This is a genomic window from Pseudomonas fragariae (ex Marin et al. 2024) (assembly GCF_059621105.1).
This window is the reverse complement of record NZ_CM184369.1, coordinates 5,422,823-5,446,449: the sequence shown is the minus strand read 5'-3', so window position 1 is coordinate 5,446,449 and position 23,627 is coordinate 5,422,823. Positions and strand designations below refer to the sequence as shown.

The 23,627-nt window shown below is 60.9% G+C and carries 25 protein-coding genes and 1 pseudogene; 15 read left to right on the top strand and 11 right to left on the bottom strand.

Annotation, left to right across the window (positions count from 1 at the left end):
• Position 1: 1 nt before the first annotated feature.
• Together AC54XV_RS23555 and AC54XV_RS23550 are read right to left on the bottom strand one after the other, a co-directional pair.
• A complete protein-coding gene (locus tag AC54XV_RS23555) occupies positions 2-694 on the bottom strand; it encodes a MotA/TolQ/ExbB proton channel family protein (protein ID WP_011269059.1) in 693 nt (230 codons plus the stop codon).
• 10 nt (positions 695-704) lie between these two features.
• Complete coding sequence (locus tag AC54XV_RS23550) at positions 705-1,514, bottom strand: energy transducer TonB (protein WP_032654149.1); 810 nt, start codon at positions 1,512-1,514, stop codon at positions 705-707.
• Positions 1,515-1,834: 320 nt separating this feature from the next.
• Here AC54XV_RS23550 and AC54XV_RS23545 point away from each other — a divergent pair.
• Positions 1,835-2,682, top strand: a pseudogene (locus tag AC54XV_RS23545) (ureidoglycolate lyase).
• A gap of 48 nt (positions 2,683-2,730) precedes the next feature.
• Here AC54XV_RS23545 and AC54XV_RS23540 read toward each other — a convergent pair.
• On the bottom strand, positions 2,731-3,549 hold the full coding sequence (locus AC54XV_RS23540; RefSeq protein WP_011269056.1) for an alpha/beta fold hydrolase: 819 nt from the start codon (positions 3,547-3,549) through the stop codon (positions 2,731-2,733).
• Positions 3,550-3,841: 292 nt separating this feature from the next.
• Between AC54XV_RS23540 and AC54XV_RS23535 the strand changes: the two genes are divergently transcribed.
• The 3 genes from AC54XV_RS23535 (at position 3,842) to AC54XV_RS23525 (ending at position 8,120) form a co-directional block, all read left to right on the top strand.
• Positions 3,842-6,160 carry a mechanosensitive ion channel family protein gene (locus AC54XV_RS23535; RefSeq protein ID WP_496717240.1) on the top strand — a complete coding sequence of 773 codons (2,319 nt, stop codon included), beginning with the start codon at positions 3,842-3,844 and terminating at the stop codon, positions 6,158-6,160.
• Positions 6,161-6,313: 153 nt separating this feature from the next.
• Positions 6,314-7,198 (top strand): sugar nucleotide-binding protein, encoded by an 885-nt coding sequence (locus tag AC54XV_RS23530; RefSeq protein WP_011269054.1) that lies wholly within the window; start codon positions 6,314-6,316, stop codon positions 7,196-7,198.
• Positions 7,191-8,120 carry an NAD-dependent epimerase/dehydratase family protein gene (locus AC54XV_RS23525; protein WP_003400349.1) on the top strand — a complete coding sequence of 310 codons (930 nt, stop codon included), beginning with the start codon at positions 7,191-7,193 and terminating at the stop codon, positions 8,118-8,120. Before AC54XV_RS23530 ends, AC54XV_RS23525 begins: the two co-directional genes overlap by 8 nt.
• 1,236 nt (positions 8,121-9,356) lie before the next feature.
• Here AC54XV_RS23525 and AC54XV_RS23520 read toward each other — a convergent pair.
• From AC54XV_RS23520 to AC54XV_RS23500, 5 genes are all read right to left on the bottom strand, one after another.
• Entirely contained in the window at positions 9,357-10,043 is a 687-nt protein-coding gene (locus AC54XV_RS23520; protein ID WP_011269052.1) for an OmpW/AlkL family protein, read from the bottom strand.
• Between the two features lie 103 nt (positions 10,044-10,146).
• Positions 10,147-10,671, bottom strand: a complete 525-nt coding sequence (locus AC54XV_RS23515; RefSeq protein ID WP_004412093.1) for a DUF3299 domain-containing protein — start codon at positions 10,669-10,671, stop codon at positions 10,147-10,149.
• A gap of 8 nt (positions 10,672-10,679) precedes the next feature.
• Positions 10,680-11,945 carry an ABC transporter permease gene (locus AC54XV_RS23510; RefSeq protein WP_058399421.1) on the bottom strand — a complete coding sequence of 422 codons (1,266 nt, stop codon included), beginning with the start codon at positions 11,943-11,945 and terminating at the stop codon, positions 10,680-10,682.
• A 1-nt stretch (position 11,946) separates the two neighbouring features.
• Complete coding sequence (locus AC54XV_RS23505; protein WP_058399420.1) at positions 11,947-12,657, bottom strand: ABC transporter ATP-binding protein; 711 nt, start codon at positions 12,655-12,657, stop codon at positions 11,947-11,949.
• Positions 12,658-12,726: 69 nt separating this feature from the next.
• Positions 12,727-13,314 (bottom strand): DUF2796 domain-containing protein, encoded by a 588-nt coding sequence (locus AC54XV_RS23500; RefSeq protein ID WP_003400340.1) that lies wholly within the window; start codon positions 13,312-13,314, stop codon positions 12,727-12,729.
• A 302-nt stretch (positions 13,315-13,616) separates the two neighbouring features.
• Here AC54XV_RS23500 and AC54XV_RS23495 point away from each other — a divergent pair, with 302 nt between their 5' ends.
• The gene (locus AC54XV_RS23495; protein ID WP_024638219.1) at positions 13,617-14,039 is read left to right on the top strand and encodes a nuclear transport factor 2 family protein; all 423 of its coding nucleotides are present in this window, start codon (positions 13,617-13,619) and stop codon (positions 14,037-14,039) included.
• A 61-nt stretch (positions 14,040-14,100) separates the two neighbouring features.
• Positions 14,101-14,454, top strand: coding sequence for a hypothetical protein (locus AC54XV_RS23490; protein WP_058399419.1), 354 nt, complete (start codon positions 14,101-14,103; stop codon positions 14,452-14,454).
• 54 nt (positions 14,455-14,508) lie between these two features.
• Here the strand turns inward: AC54XV_RS23490 and trxA are convergent, their stop codons facing one another.
• From trxA to AC54XV_RS23475, 3 genes are all read right to left on the bottom strand, one after another.
• Positions 14,509-15,381: a thioredoxin gene (gene trxA, locus AC54XV_RS23485; RefSeq protein ID WP_024638220.1), complete on the bottom strand. Its 873-nt coding sequence runs from the start codon at positions 15,379-15,381 to the stop codon at positions 14,509-14,511.
• A gap of 269 nt (positions 15,382-15,650) precedes the next feature.
• Positions 15,651-16,304, bottom strand: coding sequence for a class I SAM-dependent methyltransferase (locus tag AC54XV_RS23480; protein WP_058399418.1), 654 nt, complete (start codon positions 16,302-16,304; stop codon positions 15,651-15,653).
• Complete coding sequence (locus AC54XV_RS23475; RefSeq protein WP_003419544.1) at positions 16,301-16,750, bottom strand: lipoprotein; 450 nt, start codon at positions 16,748-16,750, stop codon at positions 16,301-16,303. The genes AC54XV_RS23480 and AC54XV_RS23475 overlap by 4 nt, the downstream gene beginning before the upstream one ends.
• Positions 16,751-16,926: 176 nt before the next feature.
• Between AC54XV_RS23475 and nrdR the strand changes: the two genes are divergently transcribed.
• From nrdR to AC54XV_RS23430, 9 genes are all read left to right on the top strand, one after another.
• Positions 16,927-17,391 carry a transcriptional regulator NrdR gene (nrdR, locus tag AC54XV_RS23470; RefSeq protein WP_003317051.1) on the top strand — a complete coding sequence of 155 codons (465 nt, stop codon included), beginning with the start codon at positions 16,927-16,929 and terminating at the stop codon, positions 17,389-17,391.
• Between the two features lie 41 nt (positions 17,392-17,432).
• Positions 17,433-18,533 carry a bifunctional diaminohydroxyphosphoribosylaminopyrimidine deaminase/5-amino-6-(5-phosphoribosylamino)uracil reductase RibD gene (ribD, locus tag AC54XV_RS23465; RefSeq protein WP_161806347.1) on the top strand — a complete coding sequence of 367 codons (1,101 nt, stop codon included), beginning with the start codon at positions 17,433-17,435 and terminating at the stop codon, positions 18,531-18,533.
• Between the two features lie 47 nt (positions 18,534-18,580).
• Positions 18,581-19,243: a riboflavin synthase gene (locus tag AC54XV_RS23460; RefSeq protein WP_003317049.1), complete on the top strand. Its 663-nt coding sequence runs from the start codon at positions 18,581-18,583 to the stop codon at positions 19,241-19,243.
• 21 nt (positions 19,244-19,264) lie between these two features.
• On the top strand, positions 19,265-20,356 hold the full coding sequence (gene ribBA / locus AC54XV_RS23455; RefSeq protein WP_003400327.1) for a bifunctional 3,4-dihydroxy-2-butanone-4-phosphate synthase/GTP cyclohydrolase II: 1,092 nt from the start codon (positions 19,265-19,267) through the stop codon (positions 20,354-20,356).
• A 129-nt stretch (positions 20,357-20,485) separates the two neighbouring features.
• The gene (ribH, locus tag AC54XV_RS23450; RefSeq protein ID WP_002555427.1) at positions 20,486-20,962 is read left to right on the top strand and encodes a 6,7-dimethyl-8-ribityllumazine synthase; all 477 of its coding nucleotides are present in this window, start codon (positions 20,486-20,488) and stop codon (positions 20,960-20,962) included.
• Positions 20,959-21,456, top strand: a complete 498-nt coding sequence (gene nusB / locus AC54XV_RS23445) for a transcription antitermination factor NusB (protein WP_011269045.1) — start codon at positions 20,959-20,961, stop codon at positions 21,454-21,456. The genes ribH and nusB overlap by 4 nt, the downstream gene beginning before the upstream one ends.
• A 16-nt stretch (positions 21,457-21,472) precedes the next feature.
• Positions 21,473-22,438: a thiamine-phosphate kinase gene (gene thiL, locus AC54XV_RS23440; RefSeq protein WP_496717239.1), complete on the top strand. Its 966-nt coding sequence runs from the start codon at positions 21,473-21,475 to the stop codon at positions 22,436-22,438.
• Positions 22,439-22,571: 133 nt separating this feature from the next.
• Positions 22,572-23,189, top strand: a complete 618-nt coding sequence (ribA, locus tag AC54XV_RS23435; protein ID WP_003419520.1) for a GTP cyclohydrolase II — start codon at positions 22,572-22,574, stop codon at positions 23,187-23,189.
• Positions 23,186-23,605 carry a hypothetical protein gene (locus tag AC54XV_RS23430; RefSeq protein ID WP_024640907.1) on the top strand — a complete coding sequence of 140 codons (420 nt, stop codon included), beginning with the start codon at positions 23,186-23,188 and terminating at the stop codon, positions 23,603-23,605. Before ribA ends, AC54XV_RS23430 begins: the two co-directional genes overlap by 4 nt.
• Positions 23,606-23,627: the final 22 nt, after the last annotated feature.

The following is a 23,627-nucleotide window of genomic DNA, read 5'->3' as shown; positions in this document are numbered from 1 at the left end:
GTCAGCTCACTCCTTTCAGGCTCGGGGCCGTCTTGTCGCGGTGGTCGGGTTGCAGCCGGAAGGCGTTGCGTTGCGAGAGGTTGAGGAAGTCCACGGCGAACTCTTCAAGGTCCGCGATCACCAGCTTCAGACGCCGCCCGAAAAAGTTGTAGGCCAGCACCGCAGGCACCGCGACGGCAATGCCGACGCCGGTCGCGACCAGCGCTTCGCCAATGGGGCCGGCGACCACCGCAATGCTCGCCGACTTGGCCTGGCTGATCGCGCTGAGCGCATGAATGATGCCGAACACCGTACCGAACAGGCCGATGAAGGGCGCGGTGCTGCCGATCGATGCCAGCAGGATCATGCCGCTTTCCAGGCGACGACGTTCCTTGTGGATCTGTTGACGCAGGCTGCGCTCGAGCAAGTCCTGGCGGTTCCAGCTGTGGCCCAGGTCCGGCGAGTCGTGGGGCGCGGCGAGGGCCTGCGCGCCGGCATCGGTCAGGCGCGCCAGGCTGCCTTCACTGTGCGGCAGGTGCAGCGCATTTTTCAGGTCGCGGGCGGCCCAGAACTGCGTGGCGTAGCGTCGGTTCTGCCGGGTCAGTCGCCAGTGCTGGAAGGTTTTGCCAAGCAGTAGTGCCCAGGTCACCAGCGAGAAAATCACCAGCAGGGCCATTGAGGATTGAGTAATGAGTACGGAGTAAGCGGTGTTCATGACGTGAGCCTCAGGGTGCGAGTTTGAAAGCCATGGGGACGTTGACCCAGCCTTCTACCGGGGTGTCGCCGCGTTTGGCGGGAATAAAGGTCCATTGCCGGACGGCGGCCTGCGCGGCTTCATCCAGCGCCGGGACGCCGCTGCTTTGCAGCACTTGCACCTGGTCGGTACGTCCGTTGGGCAGCACATGCACACGCAGCATCGTCGTGCCTTCCTGATGGCGGCGCGCGGCGGCGGGTGGGTAGACCGGCGGCGGATTGTTCAGGTAACCCGCCCGGCCTATGGGCGCGGTGGTGGTCTGTGGCGCCGTTGGCGCAGGTCTTGGCGCTGGCGCTGCAGCAGGCGCCGGTGCGGGCGCCGCGACGGAAGGCGCTGGCGCAACAGGCTTGGCGACAGGTTTGCTTGGCGCGGTTCTGGGCTGCGCCTTGGGCTTGGGTAGCTCGGCAGGTTTGGGCTCAGGTGGCGCGGGCTTGGGAGCTGGCGCAGGCGGCTCAGGTGCTGGCTGAGGCGTTGGCTCGGGCGGCGTCGGTTGTGCAACGGGCGGCGCAACGGGCGGCGGCACCCACTGCACGGTGATCGGCATCGGCGGGGTCGGCTCGGGCGCTTGCGGGTGATCGGCCATCAGCCACGCTGCCAGCGCGGCATGCAACCCGATCGCCAGTGCAATCGCCAACGCGCCGTGCGGCCATGTGCGTGGCGTGTTGTCGCTGTGCTGGACGACAAGTGACGATGGGGCAACGTTGCAGTTACCCACGGGCTGATCTGGCCAGTGGCGTAGCTGACGCGGCGGTAATCGGCGGGACAGTATCAGCGTTGACATGAGTTCAGCTCACCCGTGAAAGAATACGAGCCCGTCGTGTTGGCGAAAGGCTCGTTTCAACTGGAGCTGATATTAATACTCGTTGTGTGTATTAATTATGACCGCCGCTGTTTGATCCTGGTTTTCTGTGGTTAAACGCGAACCCGGCTTGCCGCGCAATTGTTCGTAAATTTCATTAGGCGAGGCATCGGCTGCAATGCTATGTGTCCGGACTTGTCAGGTTCGGACTTATACGAAAACGTATCGCCGCGCAGGCTGGGCAACAGGGCGTCACCCTCTTGATCCGCGGTTCACACCTTGGACAGAAACGGGAGAATTCGATGAAATTGCTACGTTACGGTGAGAAGGGTCTGGAGAAGCCAGGCGTGCTTGATGCTGCCAACCAGATCCGTGACCTGTCCGCACACGTCAAGGATATCGCTGGCGATGTGCTGAGCCCTGCAGGTCTTGCAAGCCTGGCTGCGCTGGATCCCGAGAGCCTGCCTCTGGTTCCGGGCCAGCCACGCATCGGGCCGTGTGTCGGGCAGGTCGGCAAGTTCATCTGCATAGGCTTGAACTACGCCGACCACGCAGCCGAGTCGCAGATGGAAGTGCCGAAGGAGCCGATCATCTTCAACAAGTGGACCAGCGCAATTTGCGGCCCCAATGATGATGTCCAGATCCCCCGTGGTTCGCTCAAGACTGACTGGGAGGTCGAGCTGGGCGTGATCATCGGCAAGGCGGGCGCTACATCGACGAAGCCGATGCCATGGAGCATGTGGCCGGGTATTGCGTGATCAACGATGTGTCCGAGCGCGAATGGCAGCTCGAGCGCGGCGGGACCTGGGACAAGGGTAAAGGCTTCGATACCTTCGGCCCGCTAGGTCCGTGGCTGGTGACCCGCGATGAAGTTGCCGACCCTCACTCGCTCGACCTGTGGCTGGAAGTGGATGGCCATCGTTATCAGAATGGCAATACGCGCACGTTGATTTTCAGCGTGCCGCAACTGATCGCCTACCTGAGCCGGTGCATGAGCCTGCAACCAGGCGATGTCATCTCGACGGGGACGCCACCGGGTGTGGGGCAGGGCGTGAAGCCACAACCTGTCTTCCTGCGTGCGGGGCAACGCATACGTCTGGGGATCGCGGGGCTGGGCGAGCAGAATCAATTGACCGTACAGGCCGACTGATCCGCTCCCGACAGGGAGTCGGCAATCGGCTCCCTGTCACACAAACGATCAGCCCTGCACAAACGTCAGCAGGTCTTTGTTGAGCGTCTCTGCATGGGTCACTGCAAACCCGTGCGGTGCGCCTGGGTAGACCTTCAGTTCGGCACCCTTGATCATCGCTGCAGCACGCTTGCCCGAGGCTTCGAACGGCACCACCTGATCGTCGTCACCATGAATCACCAGGGTCGGCACATCGATTTTTGCCATGTCCGGGCGGAAGTCGGTTGCGGAGAACGCTGTTACGCAATCCAGCGTGCCCTTGAGTGAAGCGAGCAGCGCAATGTTCAGTGTCTGCGTCTGTACGCCTTCGGAGACTTTCTGGCCGTGGTTGATGCCGTAGAACGTGCTGGCAAAGTCGCTGATGAATTGAGCACGGTCCTTGAGCAGGCCTGCCGTGATGCCATCGAATACCGACTGATCGACGCCTTCCGGGTTGTCACCGGTCTTGAGGAAAAACGGCGTAACCGAGCCCAGCAACGCCAGTTTGGCCACCCGCTCGCTGCCATATTTGGCGATGTAGCGGGTGACGTCGCCGCCGCCCATGGAGAAGCCCACCAGCGTCACCTCGCGCAGATCGAGGTGTTCGATCAGTTCGGCGATGTCGTCAGCGAAGGTGTCATAGTCATAGCCGGTCCACGGCTGATCGGAACGACCGAACCCGCGGCGGTCGAAGGCGATGGTGCGATAGCCCCGGCTGCTCAGGTATTGCATCTGGTATTCCCACATGTCCGCATCCAGCGGCCAGCCGTGGCTGAACAGGACCGGTTTGCCCGTGCCCCAATCCTTGTAATAGATCTCGGTGCCATCTTTGGTGTTGAACGTGCTCATGCAGATTCCTCTCGATGTCGGGTTCTCGATGTCGGGTTTACAGGGCGAACGCCGTGGTGCGCAAACGGCTGTACACCTTCGGCAGCCCCCGATAAGTCCGGCAGTGAGCGTTTTGCATAGTTCAGTCGAGAAGACTGAGCGTACTGCCCTGGCGCGATTTTTCTGAAACATTGACTCATCGTATTTCCCTGCCGAAACCGAACTTGCCGCGCATACGGGAATCAGTTCATTGGGGTCGAGGCTTGCCTTGCCCTGTCCATGGTTTGACTTGCCCATTGAAGGAGAGAACTGCGTGGCGTCTCAGCTGAAAATCTTGATCCTTTCGGGTCTGCTGCTATTCGCAGGCAGTTTCAATCTCCAGGCGGCCGATGTACCTGCATTACCGATGGGCGCGGCGGTGCCGGCAGACGACAAGGCGGCTGAAAAGGCTGACCCCAAAGCCGACTCCAAGGCTGCTGACAAACCCGCTGCGCAGGCGGATGACAAGGCAGCGGACAAGGACCAGACCGATGCGAAACCGGCCGATGGCGCAGAGCCTGCCGCCGAGGCTCCCGAGCTGCTGGTGCAGGGCGGATTGCTCGGCGCCATCAGTACCAGCATCGATGACGTCCAGGAAAAGCTCAATCTGGACGACAACCTGTTCGACGTCTGGCAACTGCGCGCCGACCGCGCCGCCGATGAGCTCGAAAAGCTGGTCAACAAACGCACTACACGTTCTCCATGGAGTGTCGCCGGGGACTTCCTCGCCCTGTCTTTTGTATGGATCGCATCGTTTGCGGTTCTGACCACGCTGGGTCGTTTTCTGGCTGTACGCTTGTGCCGTACACCGTTCATGCGGGTGCGCGCGCGCAGTCAGGCGCTGCTCAAGTACGTGTTGCCGTTTACCCTGCCAGCCATCGTCTGCCTGCCGTTGACCCTTTACGTCAGCCACTTCATGCCGTCTTCGGTAGGCCGTGCGCTGGCGCTGTGTTTCGCGTATGCAACCAGCAGCGGCATCGTTTCGACTTCGGTGCTGCTCTGCGTGATCGTGATGTTCAACTTCGGGCACAAGCGTGCCGCCGTGCACATGATTCGCCGCTACGCACCAAGGCCACTGTTCGTGGTCGGCTTTCTGGCGGCGCTGAGCGATGCGTTGACCAGTCCGCAGATCGCCCGTCAGCTCGGCAGTAACGTCACCACCAGTGTTGCGGTGTTTACCGGGCTGTTCGCCTCGGTAGTGTTTTGCATGTTGATCATCAAGGTGCGTCGCCCGGTTGCCCACCTGATCCGTAACCGCTCATTGAGCAGTCGCCTGCAACGGCCCGCGCTGCAACAGTCGTTGAAGATATTCTCCAGGCTGTGGCACCTGCCGATCCTGCTGATGATTCTGGTCTCGGCGATCAACCTCATCGGCGCCGGTGAGGACAGTCAGGAAGCGCTGCGTTGCGCGTTGTTCACCACTATTCTGCTGATTGCCACGGTGTTTCTCAGCACCGTGTTCCAGCACCTGTTCAAACCGACGGAAACCCTCGGGCGCGGCGGGCACGTGTATAAGGCGCGCCTGTTGAGCCTGGTGTACGCGGTGTTGCGTATCGCACTGGCCATCGGCTTCATCGAGATACTCGGCCGCATCTGGGGCTTCTCGATGTTCGAGTTTGCCCAGCGCAACACCCTTGGCCGGGTGATCAGTGATTCGTTGAGCAGTATCGGTCTGATCTTCGTCGTCACCTGGCTGTTGTGGGTGGTACTCGACACCGCCATTCAGGAAGCCCTCAAACCGCCGGTCAATCATCGCAGCGGTCGTCAGCCGAGCACTCGGATCAAAACCATTCTGCCGCTGTTGCGCAATGCGGTGAAAATCATTCTGGTGGTGATCTGTGCGATCACCACCATGGCCAATCTGGGCATCAACGTGGCACCACTGCTGGCGGGTGCCGGGGTGGTCGGTCTGGCCATCGGTTTTGGTTCGCAGCAACTGGTGCAGGACGTGATCACCGGCCTGTTCATCATCATCGAGGACACCTTTTCGGTGGGCGACTGGGTGGTGCTTAGCACGGGCCATTCCGGTACGGTTGAAAGCCTGACCATCCGTACCGTGCGCCTGCGCGACGGCAAGGGCTTCGTCCACTCGGTGCCGTTCGGCCAGATCAAGGCGGTCACCAACCAGTCACGGCAATTCGCTTACGCGTTCTTCTCGGTGCGCTTCACCTACGACTCCGACATTGATGATGCGCTGGCGCTGATTCGCGAAACCGGCCAGTCGATCAGTGAAGACATTCTGCTCAAGCACAACCTTCAGGGGCCGCTGGAAGTGTTCGGCGTCGATAGCATGGACCTCAACGGCATGGTGCTGACCGCGCAGTTTCGTACCTCTTCGGGCGGGCAGTACGCGGTAGGGCGCGCTTTCAACGAGCGCCTCAAGCGGCTTGTGGATAAAAATCCGAATGTGCGTTTCGCACAGACTTATCCACAGATGGTCATGGGGCCGGGCTTCAACAATCCGCAGGCTGGCGTCGAAGCCGAAGGCCCACCCGCGCCTTCGGATCCTGCTGCGGCGACACCTTCTGCACCTGTACCTGCGCCGCCCGGTCTATCCAAGGGCAACAGCACGCCGGGCCCGGCAGCTCAATAACTCAACCGGCACGTCAGGACGCTGCAACGCTTTGTCGCGGCGTCATCAACCCGCCAGGCTGCGCAACTGTTGGGGGTTGGCAGGCAACGTGTTATGTTTGCAGGCGTTTTTCAATTGTTCGTTTGATTACCTGATACCGAGCCTGCTGACTCTATGCGAATGCGCCTTATGCTGTTGGGCGGCGGGAATGCCCTCGGGCAGGCGCTGATTCGTCTGGGTGCCGAGGAAGACATTGGTTTCCTCGCACCACGTCCACCGCAAGACGGCTGGGACGTGGCGAGCCTTACGCAACTGCTTGATGACACCCGTCCCGATGCCCTGATCAACCTTGCTTACTACTTCGACTGGTTTCAGGCGGAGACCGTGAGTGAAGCGCGCCTGACCCATCAGGAGCGCTCTGTCGAGCGTCTTGCCGAACTCTGTCAGCACCACAACATCACGCTGGTTCAGCCGTCCAGCTATCGTGTGTTCGATGGTTCGCGCGCGACGGCCTATAGCGAAAAAGACGAGCCTGTACCGCTGGGCCTGCGCGGTCAGGCCCTGTGGCGTATCGAGCAGAGCGTCCGCGCGACCTGCCCGCAACATGTACTGGTGCGTTTCGGCTGGCTGCTGGATGACAGCACCGATGGTGTGCTGGGCCGCTTCCTCTCGCGTGCCAAAGAACCCGGAGAACTGCTGCTCGCCGATGATCGTCGCGGCAACCCGACGCCGGTCGATGATGCGGCGCGGGTGATCATTTCGGTCATCAAGCAACTCGACTGCGAAGCGCCGCTATGGGGCACCTACCACTACGCCGGACACGAGGCGACCACGCCGCTGGCGCTGGGGCAGGCAGTGCTCACCGAAGCGCGTCTGCTGCACGCGCTGGCTATCGAATCGCCCACTGCGCAGGCTCATGCCGCGCGTCCCGATGCAGCCGAAGAACCGCAGCACGCGGTATTGGCCTGCAAGAAAATTCTCCACACCTTCGGCATCAAGCCTCGCGCCTGGCGGGCCGGTCTGCCAAACCTGCTGGATCGGTATTATCGACATGTCTGACGCTCCTGTTCTGATCACTGGAGGTGCGGGTTTCATCGGCTCGCACCTGACCGACGCATTGCTTGCCAGCGGGCAGGCCGTGCGTATCCTCGACAACCTCTCGGCAGGCAAGCGCAGCAATTTGCCGCTCGACAATCCGCGGGTCGAGCTGATCGAAGGGGACGTGGCCGATGCCGACCTGGTCAAGCGCGCGGCGCAGGGCTGCAAAGCCGTTGTGCACCTGGCGGCAGTGGCTTCGGTGCAGGCGTCGGTAGACGACCCGGTGCGCACCCACCAGAGCAACTTCATCGGCACGTTGAATGTCTGCGAGGCCATGCGCGAAGCGGGCATCAAGCGCGTGATCTTCGCATCAAGCGCGGCGGTGTACGGCAACAACGGTGAGGGCGAAGCGATCACCGAGGACACCACCAAGGCACCGCTGACCCCTTACGCTTCGGACAAGCTGGCCAGCGAGTATTACCTGGATTTCTACCGTCGCCAGCATGGCCTGGAACCGGTGATCTTTCGCTTCTTCAACATTTTCGGGCCACGCCAGGACCCATCGTCGCCGTACTCCGGCGTGATCAGCATCTTTGCCGAGCGTATCCGCAAAGGCCTGCCGATCAGCGTGTTTGGCGACGGCGAGCAGACGCGGGATTTCTACTATGTCGGGGATCTGCTCAAGCTGCTGCTGCAGGCCTTGTCACGGGAAAGCGCCATCGAAGGTGCGATCAACGTCGGCCTGAACAAGACCACGTCGCTCAACGAACTGCTGGCTGCGCTTGCGCAGGTTGTCGGCAAGCAGCCGGAAGTCACCTACCAGGCGCCGCGCTCGGGCGATATCAAACATTCCCGCGCCAGCAACCAGCGCCTGCTGGAACACTTCACCCTCGACGAGCCAACGCCGCTGGTGCGTGGGCTGGAGTTGCTGATGGGGCAGTGAGTCCTACATCGAATGTAACTGCCCATTCGCGAACAAGTTCGCTCCTACAAAAGCCTGTGAGCACCTGTAGGCGCGAACTTGTTCGCGAAGACGATATTGCAGACGCAGAAAGTACATCGAGTGTAACTGCCTATTCGCGAACAAGTTCGCTCCTACAAAAGCCTGTGAGCACCTGTAGGAGCGAACTTGTTCGCGAAGACGCTATTGCAGACGCAGAAAGTACATCGAATGTAACTGCCCATTCGCGAACAAGTTCGCTCCTACAAAAGCCTGTGAGCACCTGTAGGAGCGAACTTGTTCGCGAAGACGATATTGCAGGCGCAGAAATTACATCGAATGTAACTGCCTATTCGCGAACAAGTTCGCTCCTACAAAAGCCTGTGAGCACCTGTAGGAGCGAACTTGTTCGCGAAGCCGATATTGCAGACGCAGAAATTACATCGAGTGTAACTACCTATTCGCGAACAAGTTCGCTCCTACAAAAGCCTGTGAGCACCTGTAGGAGCGAACTTGTTCGCGAAGCCGATATTGCAGGCGCAGAAAGTACATCGAATGTAACTGCCTATTCGCGAACAAGTTCGCTCCTACAAAAGCCTGTGAGCACCTGTAGGAGCGAACTTGTTCGCGAAGCCGATATTGCAGACGCAGAAAGTACATCGAATGTAACTGCCTATTCGCGAACAAGTTCGCTCCTACAAAAGCCTGTGAGCACCTGTAGGAGCGAACTTGTTCGCGAAGACGATATTGCAGGCGCAGAAATTACATCGAGTGTAACTACCTATTCGCGAACAAGTTCGCTCCTGCAAAAGCCTGTGAGCACCTGTAGGAGCGAACTTGTTCGCGAAGCCGATATTGCAGGCGCAGAAAGCATATCGAGTGTAACTACCTATTCGCGAACAAGTTCGCTCCTGCAAAAGCCTGTGAGCACCTGTAGGAGCGAACTTGTTCGCGAAGCCGATATTGCAGGCGCAGAAAGTACATCGAGTGTAACTACCTATTCGCGAACAAGTTCGCTCCTACAAAAGCCTGTGAGCACCTGTAGGAGCGAACTTGTTCGCGAAGACGATATTGCAGGCGCAGAAAGTGCATCGAATTTAACTGCCTTCGGACCAGCCCGCTCCTGCAAAAAGCGCGGCATTACTTCGTCATGGAGTTGGTACGAGATCATCAGGTCTACAAAACACAAAGACACCCGCTGAGGGTGCCTTTGTGTGTGTGGCGCTTGAGACGTTCAGGTCAGAACTTGTAACCCACGCCCACCATGTACACCCACGGGTCGATGTCCACGTCGACCTTGGTCTTGCCGACGGCCAGGGCTGACGGGCCGTCCACGGTTGCTTTGGTGTCGATGTCGACGTACCAGACCGAGGCGTTGAGCAGTACGTTGTCGGTGATCATGTAATCCATGCCCAACTGCCCGGCGAGGCCGACCGAGTCCTTGAGCTTGAGGTTGCTGAAACCCTGATCCTTGCGGTTGCCGGTCAGGTCGGTATCGAAGAAGGTGGTGTAGTTGATGCCCACGCCGGCATACGGCTGGAACTTCGACGATGGTTCCATCGGGTAGTACTGCAACGACAGCGTCGGCGGCAGTTGTTTGATATCGGCCAGCTTGCCATCCAGGCCAGGCCCGAGGCCTTTGACCGACACGGTATGGCTGAACGGTGTGGCGGCCAGCAGCTCGATACCGACGTGCTGGGTCAGCATGTAGGCGAAGGTCAGGCCCAGCTGGTTTTCGCCGTCGACAGTCGCTTTGGTGCCGGAAACCTTGGCACCGTCGAGGCGCACTTCGCCGCTGTCTTCATTGGGTTGAACGTGCGCGACACCGGCGCGAACGATGAAGTCGCCAGGCTGGTAGGCGTGTGCCGCGACCGGGGCAGTAAGGGCAAGCGCGACAAGGGACGCGCGTAACAGATGCTTGTGCATGGAGGCTCCAGAGATCAGTCAAAATTTATGGGCGTAATGTTAAAGCGCTGTCGAGCGGCGACTTTGACTCAGCTCAATGAAATCGCTGGGAACCTCGTCATCCTTATGAATCCGGCAACTCGTAGACAAGAATCTTGTCTGCCTGCATCTGATAGCCCGCTTCTGCCAGTTCGCTGGAAGACGACTTGGCCTGCATCGGTCCTTCGATCCAGTACGGCTGATACAGCTCATCGACCTTCACACCCAGCTCGCTCGTGACGTGCACGATCTGGTTCGCCGGTGGCGGCGGCACATGGATGCAGGCGCCGAAATACGGCACCAGCAAAAACTCCGTCACCCGGCCTTCCTCACTGACCTCGAGCGGCACGATGTAGCCCGGTAAACGCACCAGTTTGCCATCCAGTGCCTTGACCACCGGCGCATGCGGCGCCAGTTGGTGGGCCGCAGGCGCTGCCTCCATGGCCAGTGCATCGGACAGCTTGGACATATCGTGGAGCGGAGCCGTTACCGGCTTCACCACAGGTGCATCGGGTGGAATCATGTCATTCCAGGTCAGCTCACGCGGCTCGGCGGCCCACACTTGAGTGGTAACCGAGAACAGCAGAGTGAGTAGCATGCGCCGCATCATGAAGGTCCTCATAAACGAATCGACAGTCCATCGGCCAGTGACTGCCTGTAGGCTCGCCAGGCTGGCACGGTTCCCATCAACAGCGCGCAGCCGAGAATGGCACCGAGTAATGTCCATTCATATTGGCCAGGTGGCATAGACGACAGGTACAGACCGTAGTTGTCGAGCACGTAGTCGCGGGCCACGAAGATGCCGATATAGAGCAGCGCAAGGCCGCTGATGACACCCGCCAGCGCCAGGGCGAAGGCTTCGAGTATAAGCAGGCTTGCGATATGCCAAGGGCGCGCGCCGACCGAGCGCAGGATGGCCATTTCCCGGCGCCGTTCATTGAGGCTGGTGAGAATCGCGGTCAGCATGCCGATCAGCCCGGTCAGCACCACGAACAGCGAAATCACGAACAGCGCCTTTTCCGCCGTGCCCATCAGGCTCCACAGCTCCTGCAGTGCCACGCCGGGCAGAATCGCCAGCATGGGTTCGCCACGGTATTCGTTGATCTCGCGTTGCAGGCTGAAGGTGGAAATCTTGCTGTTCAAGCCCAGCATGAACGCGGTGATCGCAGTCGGCGTCAGGTCCATATTGCGCGCCTGATCGGCTGAAATGCGCTCGCTGCCGCGTGCCGGGGCGCCGTTGTGCCAGTCGATATGAATGGCTTCCATGCCGCCCAGGCTGATATGCAGCGTGCGGTCCACCGGCGTCCCGGTCGGCTTGAGGATGCCGACCACGGTGAACGGTTTGTCGTCATGCTTGACCAGGCTGATCACCGCTACACCGTGCGCCAGCACCAGCTTGTCGCCCAGCTTGTAATGCAGCGCCTTGGCGACCTCCGAACCCAGCACCACTTCAAAGGGGTCGGTCTTGAACTCGCGTCCTTCGGCCATTTCCAGGTGCTGCTGGCGACCGAACTGGTAATGCTCGAAATACGCCTCATTGGTGCCCATCACCCGATAGCCACGATGGGAGTCGCCCAGCGAAACCGGGATCGCCCACTTGACCTGCTTGCTGTTGGCGAAATGCTCGAAGCTGTCCCAGCGAATGTTGTTGGTGGCATTGCCGATGCGGAACACCGAGTACAGCAACAGGTTGATCGAGCCCGAGCGTGCACCGACGATCAGGTCGGTGCCGCTGATGGTGCTGGCGAAACTGGAACGCGCTTCGGTGCGCACCCGTTCGACGGCCAGTAACAGGCAAACCGACAGCGCAATGGCGAAGGCAGTGAGGAATGCAGTGAAACGGCGGTTGGCCAGGCTGGCCATGGCCAGACGAAACAGATACATCTCAAATCTCCACGGCGACGGCGGCGCGATTCAGGTCGCTCAGCGACAGATTGCGATCAAACAGCGGTGCCAGGCTCTGGTCATGACTGACAAACAGCAGGCTGGCCCCGGCCTCGCGGCACTCGGCGAACAACAGGCGAATGAACGCCTCGCGCGAGTCCGCGTCCAGCGCAGACGTAGGCTCGTCGGCAATCACCAGTTCCGGTTGACCGATCAGCGCGCGGGCGGCAGCGACTCGCTGTTGTTGGCCGATCGACAGCGAGTCGGCGCGGCGTGTCAGCATCGCCGGATCTTCCAGACCCAGGTGGGCGAGCAGGGTGGTGGTCGCTTTCTCGACGCTGCCGTGGCGTTGCCTGGCACGCTCGGCACGCACGCTGGAAAAGTGGCAGGGCAGTTCGATGTTTTCCCGCACCGACAAAAACGGCAGCAGGTTGAACTGCTGGAAGATGTAGCCGGTGTGATCGACGCGAAAGCGATCACGCGCGGCCGAAGAGAGGGCCGACAGGTCCTGATTCAACAGGCGAATGCTGCCGCTGACCGGTTTTTGCACACCGCCCAGCAGGCCCAGTAGCGTGGTTTTACCGCTGCCACTCGGGCCTTTGAGGAACAGGGTTTCACCGCTTTGCAGGCGGAACTCGGGGATGTCCAGCAGTTGCGGGTGGCCGGGCCAGTTGAAGCGCAGGTCCGACAGTTCGATCAGTGCTTGGGTCATGGGCTGACTCACGCTCGGTTGGAAATTAAAAGACCGGGCCAGGCCCGGTCGTTGTGCCGCAGGGTGCGATCAGAATTTCAGCGTCGGGTTGGCTGCGATCACTTCTGCGCCCGACTGGCCGCCTGGCGAAATCAGTTGTACCTGAAGCTTCTTGGTGTCGGGAAAGGTTTTGAAGATTTGCGACAGGTCGAGCTTCTTCAGAATGGCCGGTGCGTCACAGACGAACTTGTAGTGACCGTGGATTTCACTGTGCTCGTGATGCTCGGCATCGCCAGCGTCGGCATGCGCGTCGTGATCGTCATCCTTGTCACCAAACAGCGGGCTTTCCAGCTTCACCGAAGTGGCCGAGCAATTGGCGGCATCGGCAATGCTGAACAACGCGTTGGGCTTGAGCAGCAATTCGCGGGCCTTGGCGACTTTGGCCTTGTCTTCATCCGAGGTCGCAACGTGTTCGAAGCCGACGATGTTCATGGCCGGACTGTCGAATTCGAATTCCAGCGTCTTGCCTTCCAGCACCACATCGAGACGCCCTACGCCATGCTCGTGCGCGCCCAGGCTGCCATGTTCATCGCCATGATCGTGGTCGTGTTCTTCAGCCGCGTGCGCAGCAACGAGTGGCAACAGGGCGAAAGGCAGGGCGAGTAGCAGACGGCGCATAGCGGGCTCCAGAACAATAATCGAGAAAAACTGTTATGTGATCTTATAACAAGTAGCGTTCTGCGTGGACGTGTTTTTATCCAGGCGCCGGGTGACCGGGCTGCAGCAAAGCACCATCGACGAGTTTATCGGGAATACCCCGTGCAGTGCTTATGCCTAAGTAGTCTCACACTTCGCGTTATCAAGTCCTACTCTGGAAGATGAAAATCGCTACACCTGCGCCGGATGCGCAGGAAAGATTTTCATCGCCAGCCGGGACCTGCGCTCGACCTGGGCCGAGCGCGACATCAGGGAAGATACTCATGAACAAGCTCCATTCGAACAGAGAAGTCCTGCGTGCGGTGTACAAGGATATGACACGCATCACCGAATTCGCCGACGCTGACATCGTGCTGCACAAGGCGGATCAAGGCGCTGGCGGTGGCTTGTCCATAGCCGTTGGCAAGGAGGCCGTGCTTTCCCACCAGATCAATCTGATCAGACGCACGCATCAGACCCTGTACATGGATGTCCACGACATCGTCGCCAACGATCACTTCGGCTCGGTGCTGGGCGAGATGCGCGCCAGTTGCGAGGGCCGGAAAATCATCATGCCGTTTTGCGGCCTGTGGCGGTTTCGCGATGGCCGAATTATCGAGTACTGGGAAAACGTCTACGACGTGCGGGCGCTTGGCAATTTCATGAACGGCAAGGAACCGCTCCTCAATCAGTGGCGTTACGGTTGATCATGGGAATGCGCGCCAGCCTGTGGGAGCATGTACGCCTGACTGTCAGCAGGTGCACATCATGTTGCGTATTCGTGGAACCGTAGGCCAGTGGCCGGTGGATTTGACCCTAGAACTGGACGAAGGAGACTGGGCACAACTGGGCGCGCAGCTCAAGGGCGTGGCCCCGGAGGCGCCAGCCGCCGTGGCCGAGAGCACGCCGCTCAACCAGGACGACAGGCTCTGGCAAGTCGCTCAGGAATTGCTGCGCAAGGCCGGGCAGATGAGTGGGCCGGATCTGTTGGGGCAACTGGAAGGGTTGGCGGGCAGTACCGCTGCGGGCAAGCATCTGCTGGTGCGCTTGCGTCACTCGGCGAACGTGAAAGTCGAGAGCGGCGGGGATGCGCCGCTGTACAGCTGGGTCGAAGCGACGTGACCTGACGGCTTTCAATAACAACAGGCACCCGAGCCGTGCCTGTTGCTTTTTACCTCAGTACAGCGCGGCAAACAGTTTGCGGCGGTAGGCCGTGACCAGCGGGTGCTCGTTGCCCAGCAGGTCGAATACCTGCAGCAGCGTCTTGTGCGGCAGGCCCTCGGCGTAATTGCGATTGCGGATGAACAGCTTGAGCAAGCCCTCGAGCGCCGCTTCGTACTGTTGACGCGACAACTGCTGAATCGCCAGTTGCAGCGCCGCTTCATCGTCCTGCGGGTTTTGCGCAAGACGGCTTTTCAGTTCGGCGGCGTCCGGCAGGGTCGCGGCTTGCGCGAGGAACGTCAGCTGGGCCTTGGCGCCGGCGAGTTCGGCCTTGTGCGCATCACCGGTGACCGCATCCAGCACAGCCTTGGCCTCGCTCAGTTCGCCACGTTCGGCCAGGCAGCGCGCATACAGAATCAGCGCGGCGCCATTGGTGTTGTCTTCGCCCAGCAGCACCTTGAGCTGTGCTTCGGCTTCGGCGAAACGACTTTCCGCAAACAGCGCCTGTGCCTGCTTGAGCGGGTCGGCGGCTGGCGGTGGCGGCATGACCACGTGCTGGTCGAGAATCTTGCGGATTTCCGACTCGGGCTGGGCACCGGCAAAGCCATCTACCGGCTGGCCGTCCTTGAACAGCACCACGGTCGGCAGGCTGCGAATGCCGAAGCGCGCCACGATGTCCTGCTCGATGTCGCAATTGACCTTGGCCAGCAGCAGCTCGCCCTGATAACTCTCGGTGATTTGCTGCAGCAGGGGCATCAAGACCTTGCAGGGCGCACACCACTCGGCCCAGAAATCCACCAGCACCGGCTGGTCGAAGGACTTGTCGATCACCAGTTGATCGAAGTTCGCGGCGGTTGCGTCGAAGATGTAAGCAGTTTCCTGGCTCATTGCACGTCTCGAAGAATCTGAATGCTGCCAACTATAAAGCCCGCAGGGCAATGCTGAAAGCGGTGTCGTCTATTGGACATGATCGTGCCCACACTCATTGCTATTGATGCTGGCCGAAGGCCGTGGGAGCGAACCGGGCGACGCTTCGCTTGTTCGCGAAAGGGGTGGAAAGCTCTCTGGAAATTTATCGTTTGAACGACCGTCTTCGCGAACAAGTTCGCTCCTACAAAAGCCGTTTAGCTGAGCAATCCCGGACTGTTATTTAGCGCTCACCGCGCCGCGTGATAGAGGCTCACGTCGCGAAACTCGTGCGGTTCGGCCAGGTCCGGCAGGGTGTGGGCATGCAGCATCGTCAGACGCTGGTAGGCAGCGTGTTTGAAGTCGCGCACGCGGGAATCTGCCACCAGTGCCTCGCGGCCCCGGGAGAGAAACTGATCAAGCAACGGCAGGTTGGCGCGGTCGTAGAGCACGTCGGCGACCAGAATCAGATCGAAGCGGTCCGCCTCGGCAAAGAAATCCGTCGAGTAACTCAATGGCACCTGATTGAGTTCGGCATTGGCCCGGCAGGCAGCGAGCGCCAGAGGGTCGAGATCACAGGCCACCACCTCAAGCGCCCCGGCCCTGAGCGCGGCAATGCCCGCTACACCCGAGCCTGCACCGAAGTCCAGTACCCGCTTGCCGGCCACCCAGTGCGGGTTTTCAGCCAGAAAACGCGCCAGGCCCAGGCCGCTCGCCCAGCAGAAGCTCCAGTACGGTGGTTCTTCCAGAATGCGCCGCGTTTCCTCCGGGCTGAAGGCGCGGTCCATGTTGACATCGTCGATCAGCCACAGCTTCAGCTCGGTGCCCGGCAGCGCAGTGACTACCAACCGGGCGTCGCCAAGCAGTTCGCTCAGCGCGTGTTGCAGATGCTGCGGAGCGATCATGGCGCCTTGACGAACTGCAACTGCCCCAGGGCCTGAGTCACCGGCTGATCGATACGCATTGACGGCAGGTGCAGGATCAATTGCCCGGACTTGCTGGCGCGGCCACGCAACTCGACGCGTCCGCCGACCGGAAAGGCTTCCGGGTTGAAGCGCAGCTGGAAAGGCAATGATTGACCGTTGCCCTTGAGCAGGGTGTTGGTCAGCAGCTTCTGTGGACGCCCGCGCTCGTCGATGACCAGCATTGCCAGCTCGACCTCGGCGCCGGCCGGCACGCCCAGCAATTGCCCGCTGAGTTCACGTTGGTAAGGTTGCAGTGGCCCCGGCCCGGCGGGCAGCTTGATCGAAGGTGCGACCGGTGGCGGCGCAGCCGGTTTCGGCGCGTCATTACTGCTGCACGCGGCCAGCAAGCCGATGAAGCAGAGTAGAAAAGCGGGGCGTAACGTCATCAAAAGCTCCACAAGACAAAATTCGAAAGGCTGGGGGACGCCAAGCGTGCAGTATTACCGAGCCCGGACAATTTCACACCGCTTTAATGTGCGTCTATATACCGTAAACCCTCAGCCTTGTCTTGCCAGCAGGATGCGCTAACATGGCGCTCCTCATTCTTTTGTTGCCAGCCACCATGCACTGTCCCTTCTGCGGTGCCAATGACACCAAAGTCATCGACTCCCGCCTCGTCGCCGAAGGCGAGCAAGTACGCCGCCGACGCGAGTGCCTGGCCTGCGGCGAGCGCTTCACCACGTTCGAAACGGCCGAGCTGGTCTTGCCGCGTCTGATCAAGCAGGACGGCAGCCGCCAGCCTTTCGATGAAGAAAAACTGCGCGCCGGTATGCAGCGGGCGCTCGAAAAGCGTCCGGTGAGTGTCGAGCGCCTGGAAGCGGCCCTGGTTCACATCAAACACAAGCTGCGCGCAACCGGCGAACGCGAAGTCAAATCACTGGTGGTGGGTGAGCTGGTGATGACCGAGCTGCAGAAGCTCGACGAAGTGGCCTATATCCGCTTCGCTTCGGTGTACCGCCGCTTTCAGGACCTCAACGAATTCCGTGAAGAAATCGATCGTCTGGCCCGCGAGCCGGGCAAGGAATAAATGCATTGCTGACTGAACAGGCGGCTCTCGACGTTCATTACATGGCGCGAGCACTCGAGCTGGCGCGCAAGGGGCTGTACTCCACGCATCCCAACCCGCGAGTCGGCTGCGTGATCGTGCGTGAAGGCCGGATCGTTGGCGAAGGCTGGCATGCGCGCGCCGGTGAACCGCATGCCGAAGTGCATGCCTTGCGCCAGGCCGGCGAGCTGGCCAGAGGCGCGACCGCCTACGTCACCCTCGAGCCGTGCAGTCACCAGGGGCGCACACCGCCCTGTGCCGATGCACTGATCGAAGCCGGGCTGACGCGGGTTGTCGCAGCGATGCAGGACCCCAACCCCGAAGTTTCCGGTCGCGGCCTGTTGCGCCTCATGAATGCCGGCATCGGCGTTCAGTGTGGTGTGCTGGAAAGCGAAGCGCGAGCGCTGAACAAAGGCTTTCTCAAGCGCATGGAGACCGGCCTGCCGTATGTGCGGGTCAAAATGGCCATGAGCCTGGATGGCCGAACGGCGATGGCCAGCGGGGAAAGCCAGTGGATCACCGGCCCCGAGGCGCGCTCTGCCGTACAGCGCCTGCGCGCCCAGTCGAGCGTGGTGCTCAGCGGTGCCGACACGGTGCTGGCTGACAAGGCTCGTCTCACCATACGCCCTGATGAACTGGGGCTCGATGCCGAATTGACCGCGCTGGCCGCGGCACGCGCGCCGTTGCGCGTGTTGATCGACGGCCGTTTGCGTGTGCCGCTCGATGCACCGTTCTTCCAGGCAGGCAGTGCGCTGGTCGTGACCTGCGCTGCTGCGTCGGCGCGAGGCCGCTATCAGGAGGAGGGCCACGAAATGCTCGCGCTGGCCGACAGCGCCGGTCATGTGGACCTGCGCAGGTTGATGGGCGAACTCGCAGCGCGGGGCGTCAATGAAGTGCTGGTCGAGGCCGGTCCGCGACTGGCGGGGGCTTTTGCGCGTCTCGGGCTGGTCGACGAGTTTCAGCTCTTCATTGCCGGCAAGTTTCTCGGCTCATCGGCCCGTCCGCTGCTCGATCTGCCACTGGCGCAGATGAGCGAAGCGCTGGAACTGAACATTGTGGAAATGCGTGCTGTCGGTAATGACTGGCGAGTCATCGCTCTCCCTGTGCGCACACCCGGCGTATAATTCCCGGCTTTCGCCTTGCGCGCAGCCCTTGTTCTCCCGGAGGACCCATGTTTACCGGCATTATCGAATCCATTGGCAGCATCCGCGCCCTGACTCCCAAAGGCGGCGACGTCCGCGTTTACGTGGAAACCGGCAAGCTTGACCTGACCGACGTCAAACTCGGCGACAGCATTGCCGTCAATGGCGTATGCCTGACCGCCGTCGAATTGCCCGGTGATGGCTTCTGGGCTGACGTCAGCCGCGAGACTCTGACCGTCACCGCCTTTGTCGACCTGAAGAGCGGCAGCCGGGTCAACCTGGAAAAGGCCCTGACCCCGACCACACGTCTGGGCGGCCATCTGGTCAGCGGCCATGTCGACGGCGTCGGCGAAATCGTTGCCCGTGCGGATAACGCCCGTGCCATTCAGTTCACGGTGCGTGCGCCACGTGAACTGGCCAAATACATCGCCCACAAAGGCTCGATCACGGTCGACGGCACCAGCCTGACCGTCAATTCGGTCAACGGCGCGGAGTTTGAACTGACCATCGTGCCTCATACCTGGAGCGAAACGATCATGGCCGACTACCAGCCCGGCCGTAAGGTCAACCTGGAAGTCGATCTGCTGGCGCGTTATCTGGAGCGCCTGCTGCTGGGTGACAAGGCCGCCGAGCCGGGCCACGGCACGATCACCGAAAGCTTCCTGGCCGAGAACGGCTACCTCAAATCCTGAATTGATTGAAGGGGGTGCCGCGTGGCGCTCAACAGTATCGAAGAACTGGTCGAAGACATTCGCCAGGGCAAGATGGTCATCCTCATGGATGACGAAGACCGCGAAAACGAAGGCGACCTGATCATGGCCGCCGAATGCGTGAAGCCCGAGCACATCAACTTCATGGCGCGTTTCGCCCGTGGTCTGATCTGCATGCCGATGACTCGCGAGCGCTGCGAAACCCTCAAGCTGCCGCTGATGGCAGCGCGCAACGGTTCGGGTTTCGGCACCAAGTTCACCGTTTCCATCGAAGCCGCCGAAGGCGTGACCACCGGCATCTCGGCAGCCGACCGTGCACGCACGGTGCAGGCCGCCGCTGCCAAGGACGCCAAGGCCGAAGACATCGTCAGCCCTGGGCATATCTTCCCGCTCATGGCTCAGGCGGGCGGCACCCTGGCGCGCGCCGGTCATACCGAAGCGGCCTGCGACCTGGCGCGCATGGCCGGTTTCGAGCCGACGGGCCTGATCTGCGAAGTCATGAACGACGACGGCACCATGTCGCGTCGCGCCGAACTCGAAGCATTTGCCCTGCAACATGACATCAAGATCGGCACCATCGCCGACCTGATTCACTACCGGATGATCCACGAACGTACCGTTCAGCGGATTGCCGAGCAGCCGATGGACAGCGAACTGGGCAGTTTCAACCTGGTGACCTACCGCGATTCGGTCGAGGGCGACGTGCATCTGGCGCTGACCCTGGGCACCATCTGTGCCGAAGAGCCCACGCTGGTTCGCGTGCATAACATGGACCCGCTGCGTGACCTGTTGATGGTCAACCAGCCCGGCCGCTGGAGCCTGCGCGCCGCCATGCGCGCGGTTAACGAGGCGGGCAGCGGTGTGGTGCTGCTGCTCGGTCACCCGCTGGATGGCGATGTCTTGCTGGCTCATATTCGCGAAACCGCCGGTCAGCAACCGATCAAGACGCCGACTACGTACAGCACGGTCGGTGCCGGTTCGCAGATCCTTCGTGACCTTGGCGTGCGCAAAATGCGCCTGATGAGTTCGCCGATGAAGTTCAATGCGATATCCGGTTTCGATCTGGAAGTTGTAGAATACGTGCCCTCCGAATAAATACTGGCAGGTCGGGGCGTGTGAAAGATGGTTTTTCGCAGGTTTTGGCCTGACAGGCATGATTCGTGGCCTAATATCCCTCAAAGTCCGCCCCAAGGCGGGCTTGCTCTTTAATACGAGACTCACCGAATGACCTTGAAGACCATCGAAGGTACCTTCATCGCCCCCCAAGGCCGCTATGCCTTGGTAGTTGGCCGTTTCAACAGCTTCGTCGTGGAAAGCCTGGTTAGCGGTGCCGTTGATGCGCTGGTACGCCATGGTGTGAGCGAAAGCGACATCACCATCATCCGTGCGCCGGGTGCGTTCGAGATTCCACTGGTTGTGCAGAAAGTTGCCCAGCGCAGCGAGTTCGCGGCCATCGTCGCACTGGGTGCAGTGATCCGTGGCGGTACTCCGCACTTCGAATACGTGGCAGGCGAGTGCGTCAAGGGCTTGTCCCAGGTGTCCATGGAGTTCGGCGTGCCGGTCGCTTTCGGCGTATTGACTGTCGATTCCATCGAGCAGGCCATCGAGCGCTCCGGCACCAAGGCCGGCAACAAGGGCGCTGAAGCTGCCCTGTCCGCCATCGAAATGGTCAGCCTGCTGTCGCAGTTGGAGGCCAAGTGATTTCCGACGATACCGACCAGTTCAACCCGCGCGACGCCAAATCGCCGGAAATCGCCAAGGGCAAGAGCGCCAAACGTCGCGAAGCGCGTCAGATGGCAACTCAGGCCCTGTACCAACGGCACATGGCTGGCCACGCGCTGAACGAAATCGAAGCCCAGTTCCGTGTCGATAATGACTTCAGTAACGTTGACGGCACTTACTTCCGTGAGTTGTTGCACGGCGTGGCAACCAACCAGACCGAGATCGACACCGCTCTGAAGCCTTGCCTTGACCTGACCATCGAAGAACTCGATCCGATTGAGCTGGCGATATTGCGCCTGTCCACCTTCGAACTGCTCAAGCGCATCGACGTGCCTTATCGCGTGGTGATCAACGAAGGCATCGAGCTGGCGAAAGTCTACGGCTCCACTGACGGCCACAAGTTCGTCAATGGCGTGCTGGACAAGCTGGCGCCGCGCCTGCGTGAAGTCGAAGTGAAGGCCCACAAGCGCTGATTCGCGCCTGACCTTCATGGGAGAGTTCGAGCTGATCCGCAATTACTTCGCCGCCGCGCCCTGTGCGCAGGCGGGCGAGGAAGTTGCCCTGGGGATCGGCGATGACTGCGCGCTGCTGGCGTTGACGCCCGGCGAGCAGTTGGCGATCTCGACCGACACCCTGGTTGCCGGGGTGCATTTTCCTGATGTCTGCGACCCCTTTCTGCTTGGCCAGCGTGCGCTGGCAGTGTCTGCCAGTGACCTGGCGGCCATGGGCGCCCGGCCTGTCGCGTTCACCCTTGCCCTGACCCTGCCGCAGGTCGATGCCGACTGGTTGCAGACCTTCGCTCGCGGCCTGAACCAGATGGCGCAAGGCTGTTCGCTGCGTCTGATCGGTGGTGATACCACGCGCGGTCCCTTGAGCCTGACCCTGACAGTGTTCGGCGCTGTGCCGGCCGGATCAGCCCTGACCCGCGCGGGTGCCGAGGCGGGTGACCTGCTGTGTGTCGGCGGCACGCTGGGTGATGGCGCAGGTGCATTGCCGCTGGTATTGAAGCAGCGCAGCGCCGAACCCTCGATCGCCGAAGCATTGCTGGCCCGCTACTGGTCGCCCCAACCGCAACTGGCGCTGGGCCAGGCCTTGCGCGGCAGGGCGACGTCGGCGCTGGACATCTCCGATGGGCTGCTGGCCGACTGTGGGCATATCGCCCGCGCTTCGGGTGTGCGTCTGGTGGTCGAGCGCGACAGGCTGCCGATGTCCGATCAGTTGCTGACCTTGTTCGATCTGCCCTCAGCCCGACAGGCCGCGCTGAGCGGTGGTGATGATTACATCCTGGCCTTCACGCTGCCCTCCGAACATCTGCCGGTTCTGCTGAAAGAAGGCTGGCCGGTGCATGTCATTGGCCGGGTAGAGCAGGGGCAAGGCGTCGTGCTTTTCGACGACACGGGGCAAGACGTCACACCCGACACGCGTGGCTACCAGCATTTTGGCGGTGAGCAGTGAGCGGATGAGCGCTTCTATTTATCGAACTTTATGATCTAAATGCCCGAGAATTCACCCTGAGCGTCTGCAGGAACCTGCTGTTACAATGCAAATCTTGCGAATTTCCAGTCTTCATACTGATCAGGAGCACACGGTGCCCGTCGTCTTTGTCGCCGCTTCCAAACTGCCCACTCCCTTTGCAGAGTTTGCCATGCACGGCTTTATCGAGTCGGCAACCGGCCGTGAACATGTCGTCCTGAGTCTGGGCGATGTGGCGGACGGTGAGCCGGTTCTGGGTCGCGTACATTCCGAATGCCTGACCGGCGACGCCCTGTTCAGTCAGCGTTGCGATTGCGGCTCTCAACTGGAGGCTGCCCTGCGCGCCATCGCCACCGAAGGGCGGGGCGTACTGTTGTATTTGCGCCAGGAAGGGCGCGGTATCGGTCTGATGAACAAGATCCGCGCCTACGAGTTGCAGGATGGCGGTGCCGATACGGTTGAAGCCAACGAGCGTCTGGGCTTTGCTGCCGATCAGCGTGACTACGCGATCTGCCTGCCGATGCTTCAGCATCTGGGCGTGCAGTCGCTACGGCTTATGACCAACAACCCGCGCAAGGTCAAAGCCTTGACCGAGATGGGCATCAGGGTCGCTGAGCGCGTGCCTCTGCACACCGGGCAAAACCCGCACAACCGCCTTTATCTGGCGACCAAGGCGGGCAAGCTGGGGCACATGATGGGTAACGAACATCAAAGCGAGGTCGGTCCCGCGTGACACGCAGCGAGGTTCGTCAAAAGCTGGAGATGCAATGGTGGCGTCAACTGGGCCTGACCCTGGCGCCATTGCTGGTGGTCTGTGTCTTTTTCGGTGCCAGCGAGCCGCTCATTCCGGTGTTGGCGCTCCCGCTGTTCATCGCCGGGATAGGCTCGATGTTCGTCAGCCTGAAACCCTTCGGCGCGTACAAGCGCGCGTTGGCCGTCACCCAGGCTGCACTCGATACCCCCGAGGAGCCGGCAGCATGGCTGAAACTCGCTGCCATCCGCCGCCTGGCCTTTCTGGCCGCCGGGTTGCCTGCCTGGATCGCCGCCATCGCGGTGCTGTTCGGTCTGCATCCGTTGCCGGTCTGCCTGCTGGCGTTTGCCAGCGCAGTGCTGCTCTACCTGTACCGCATTCCTGTGCTTTCACGCTGATCATGCCCAGCTGAAGCGGACA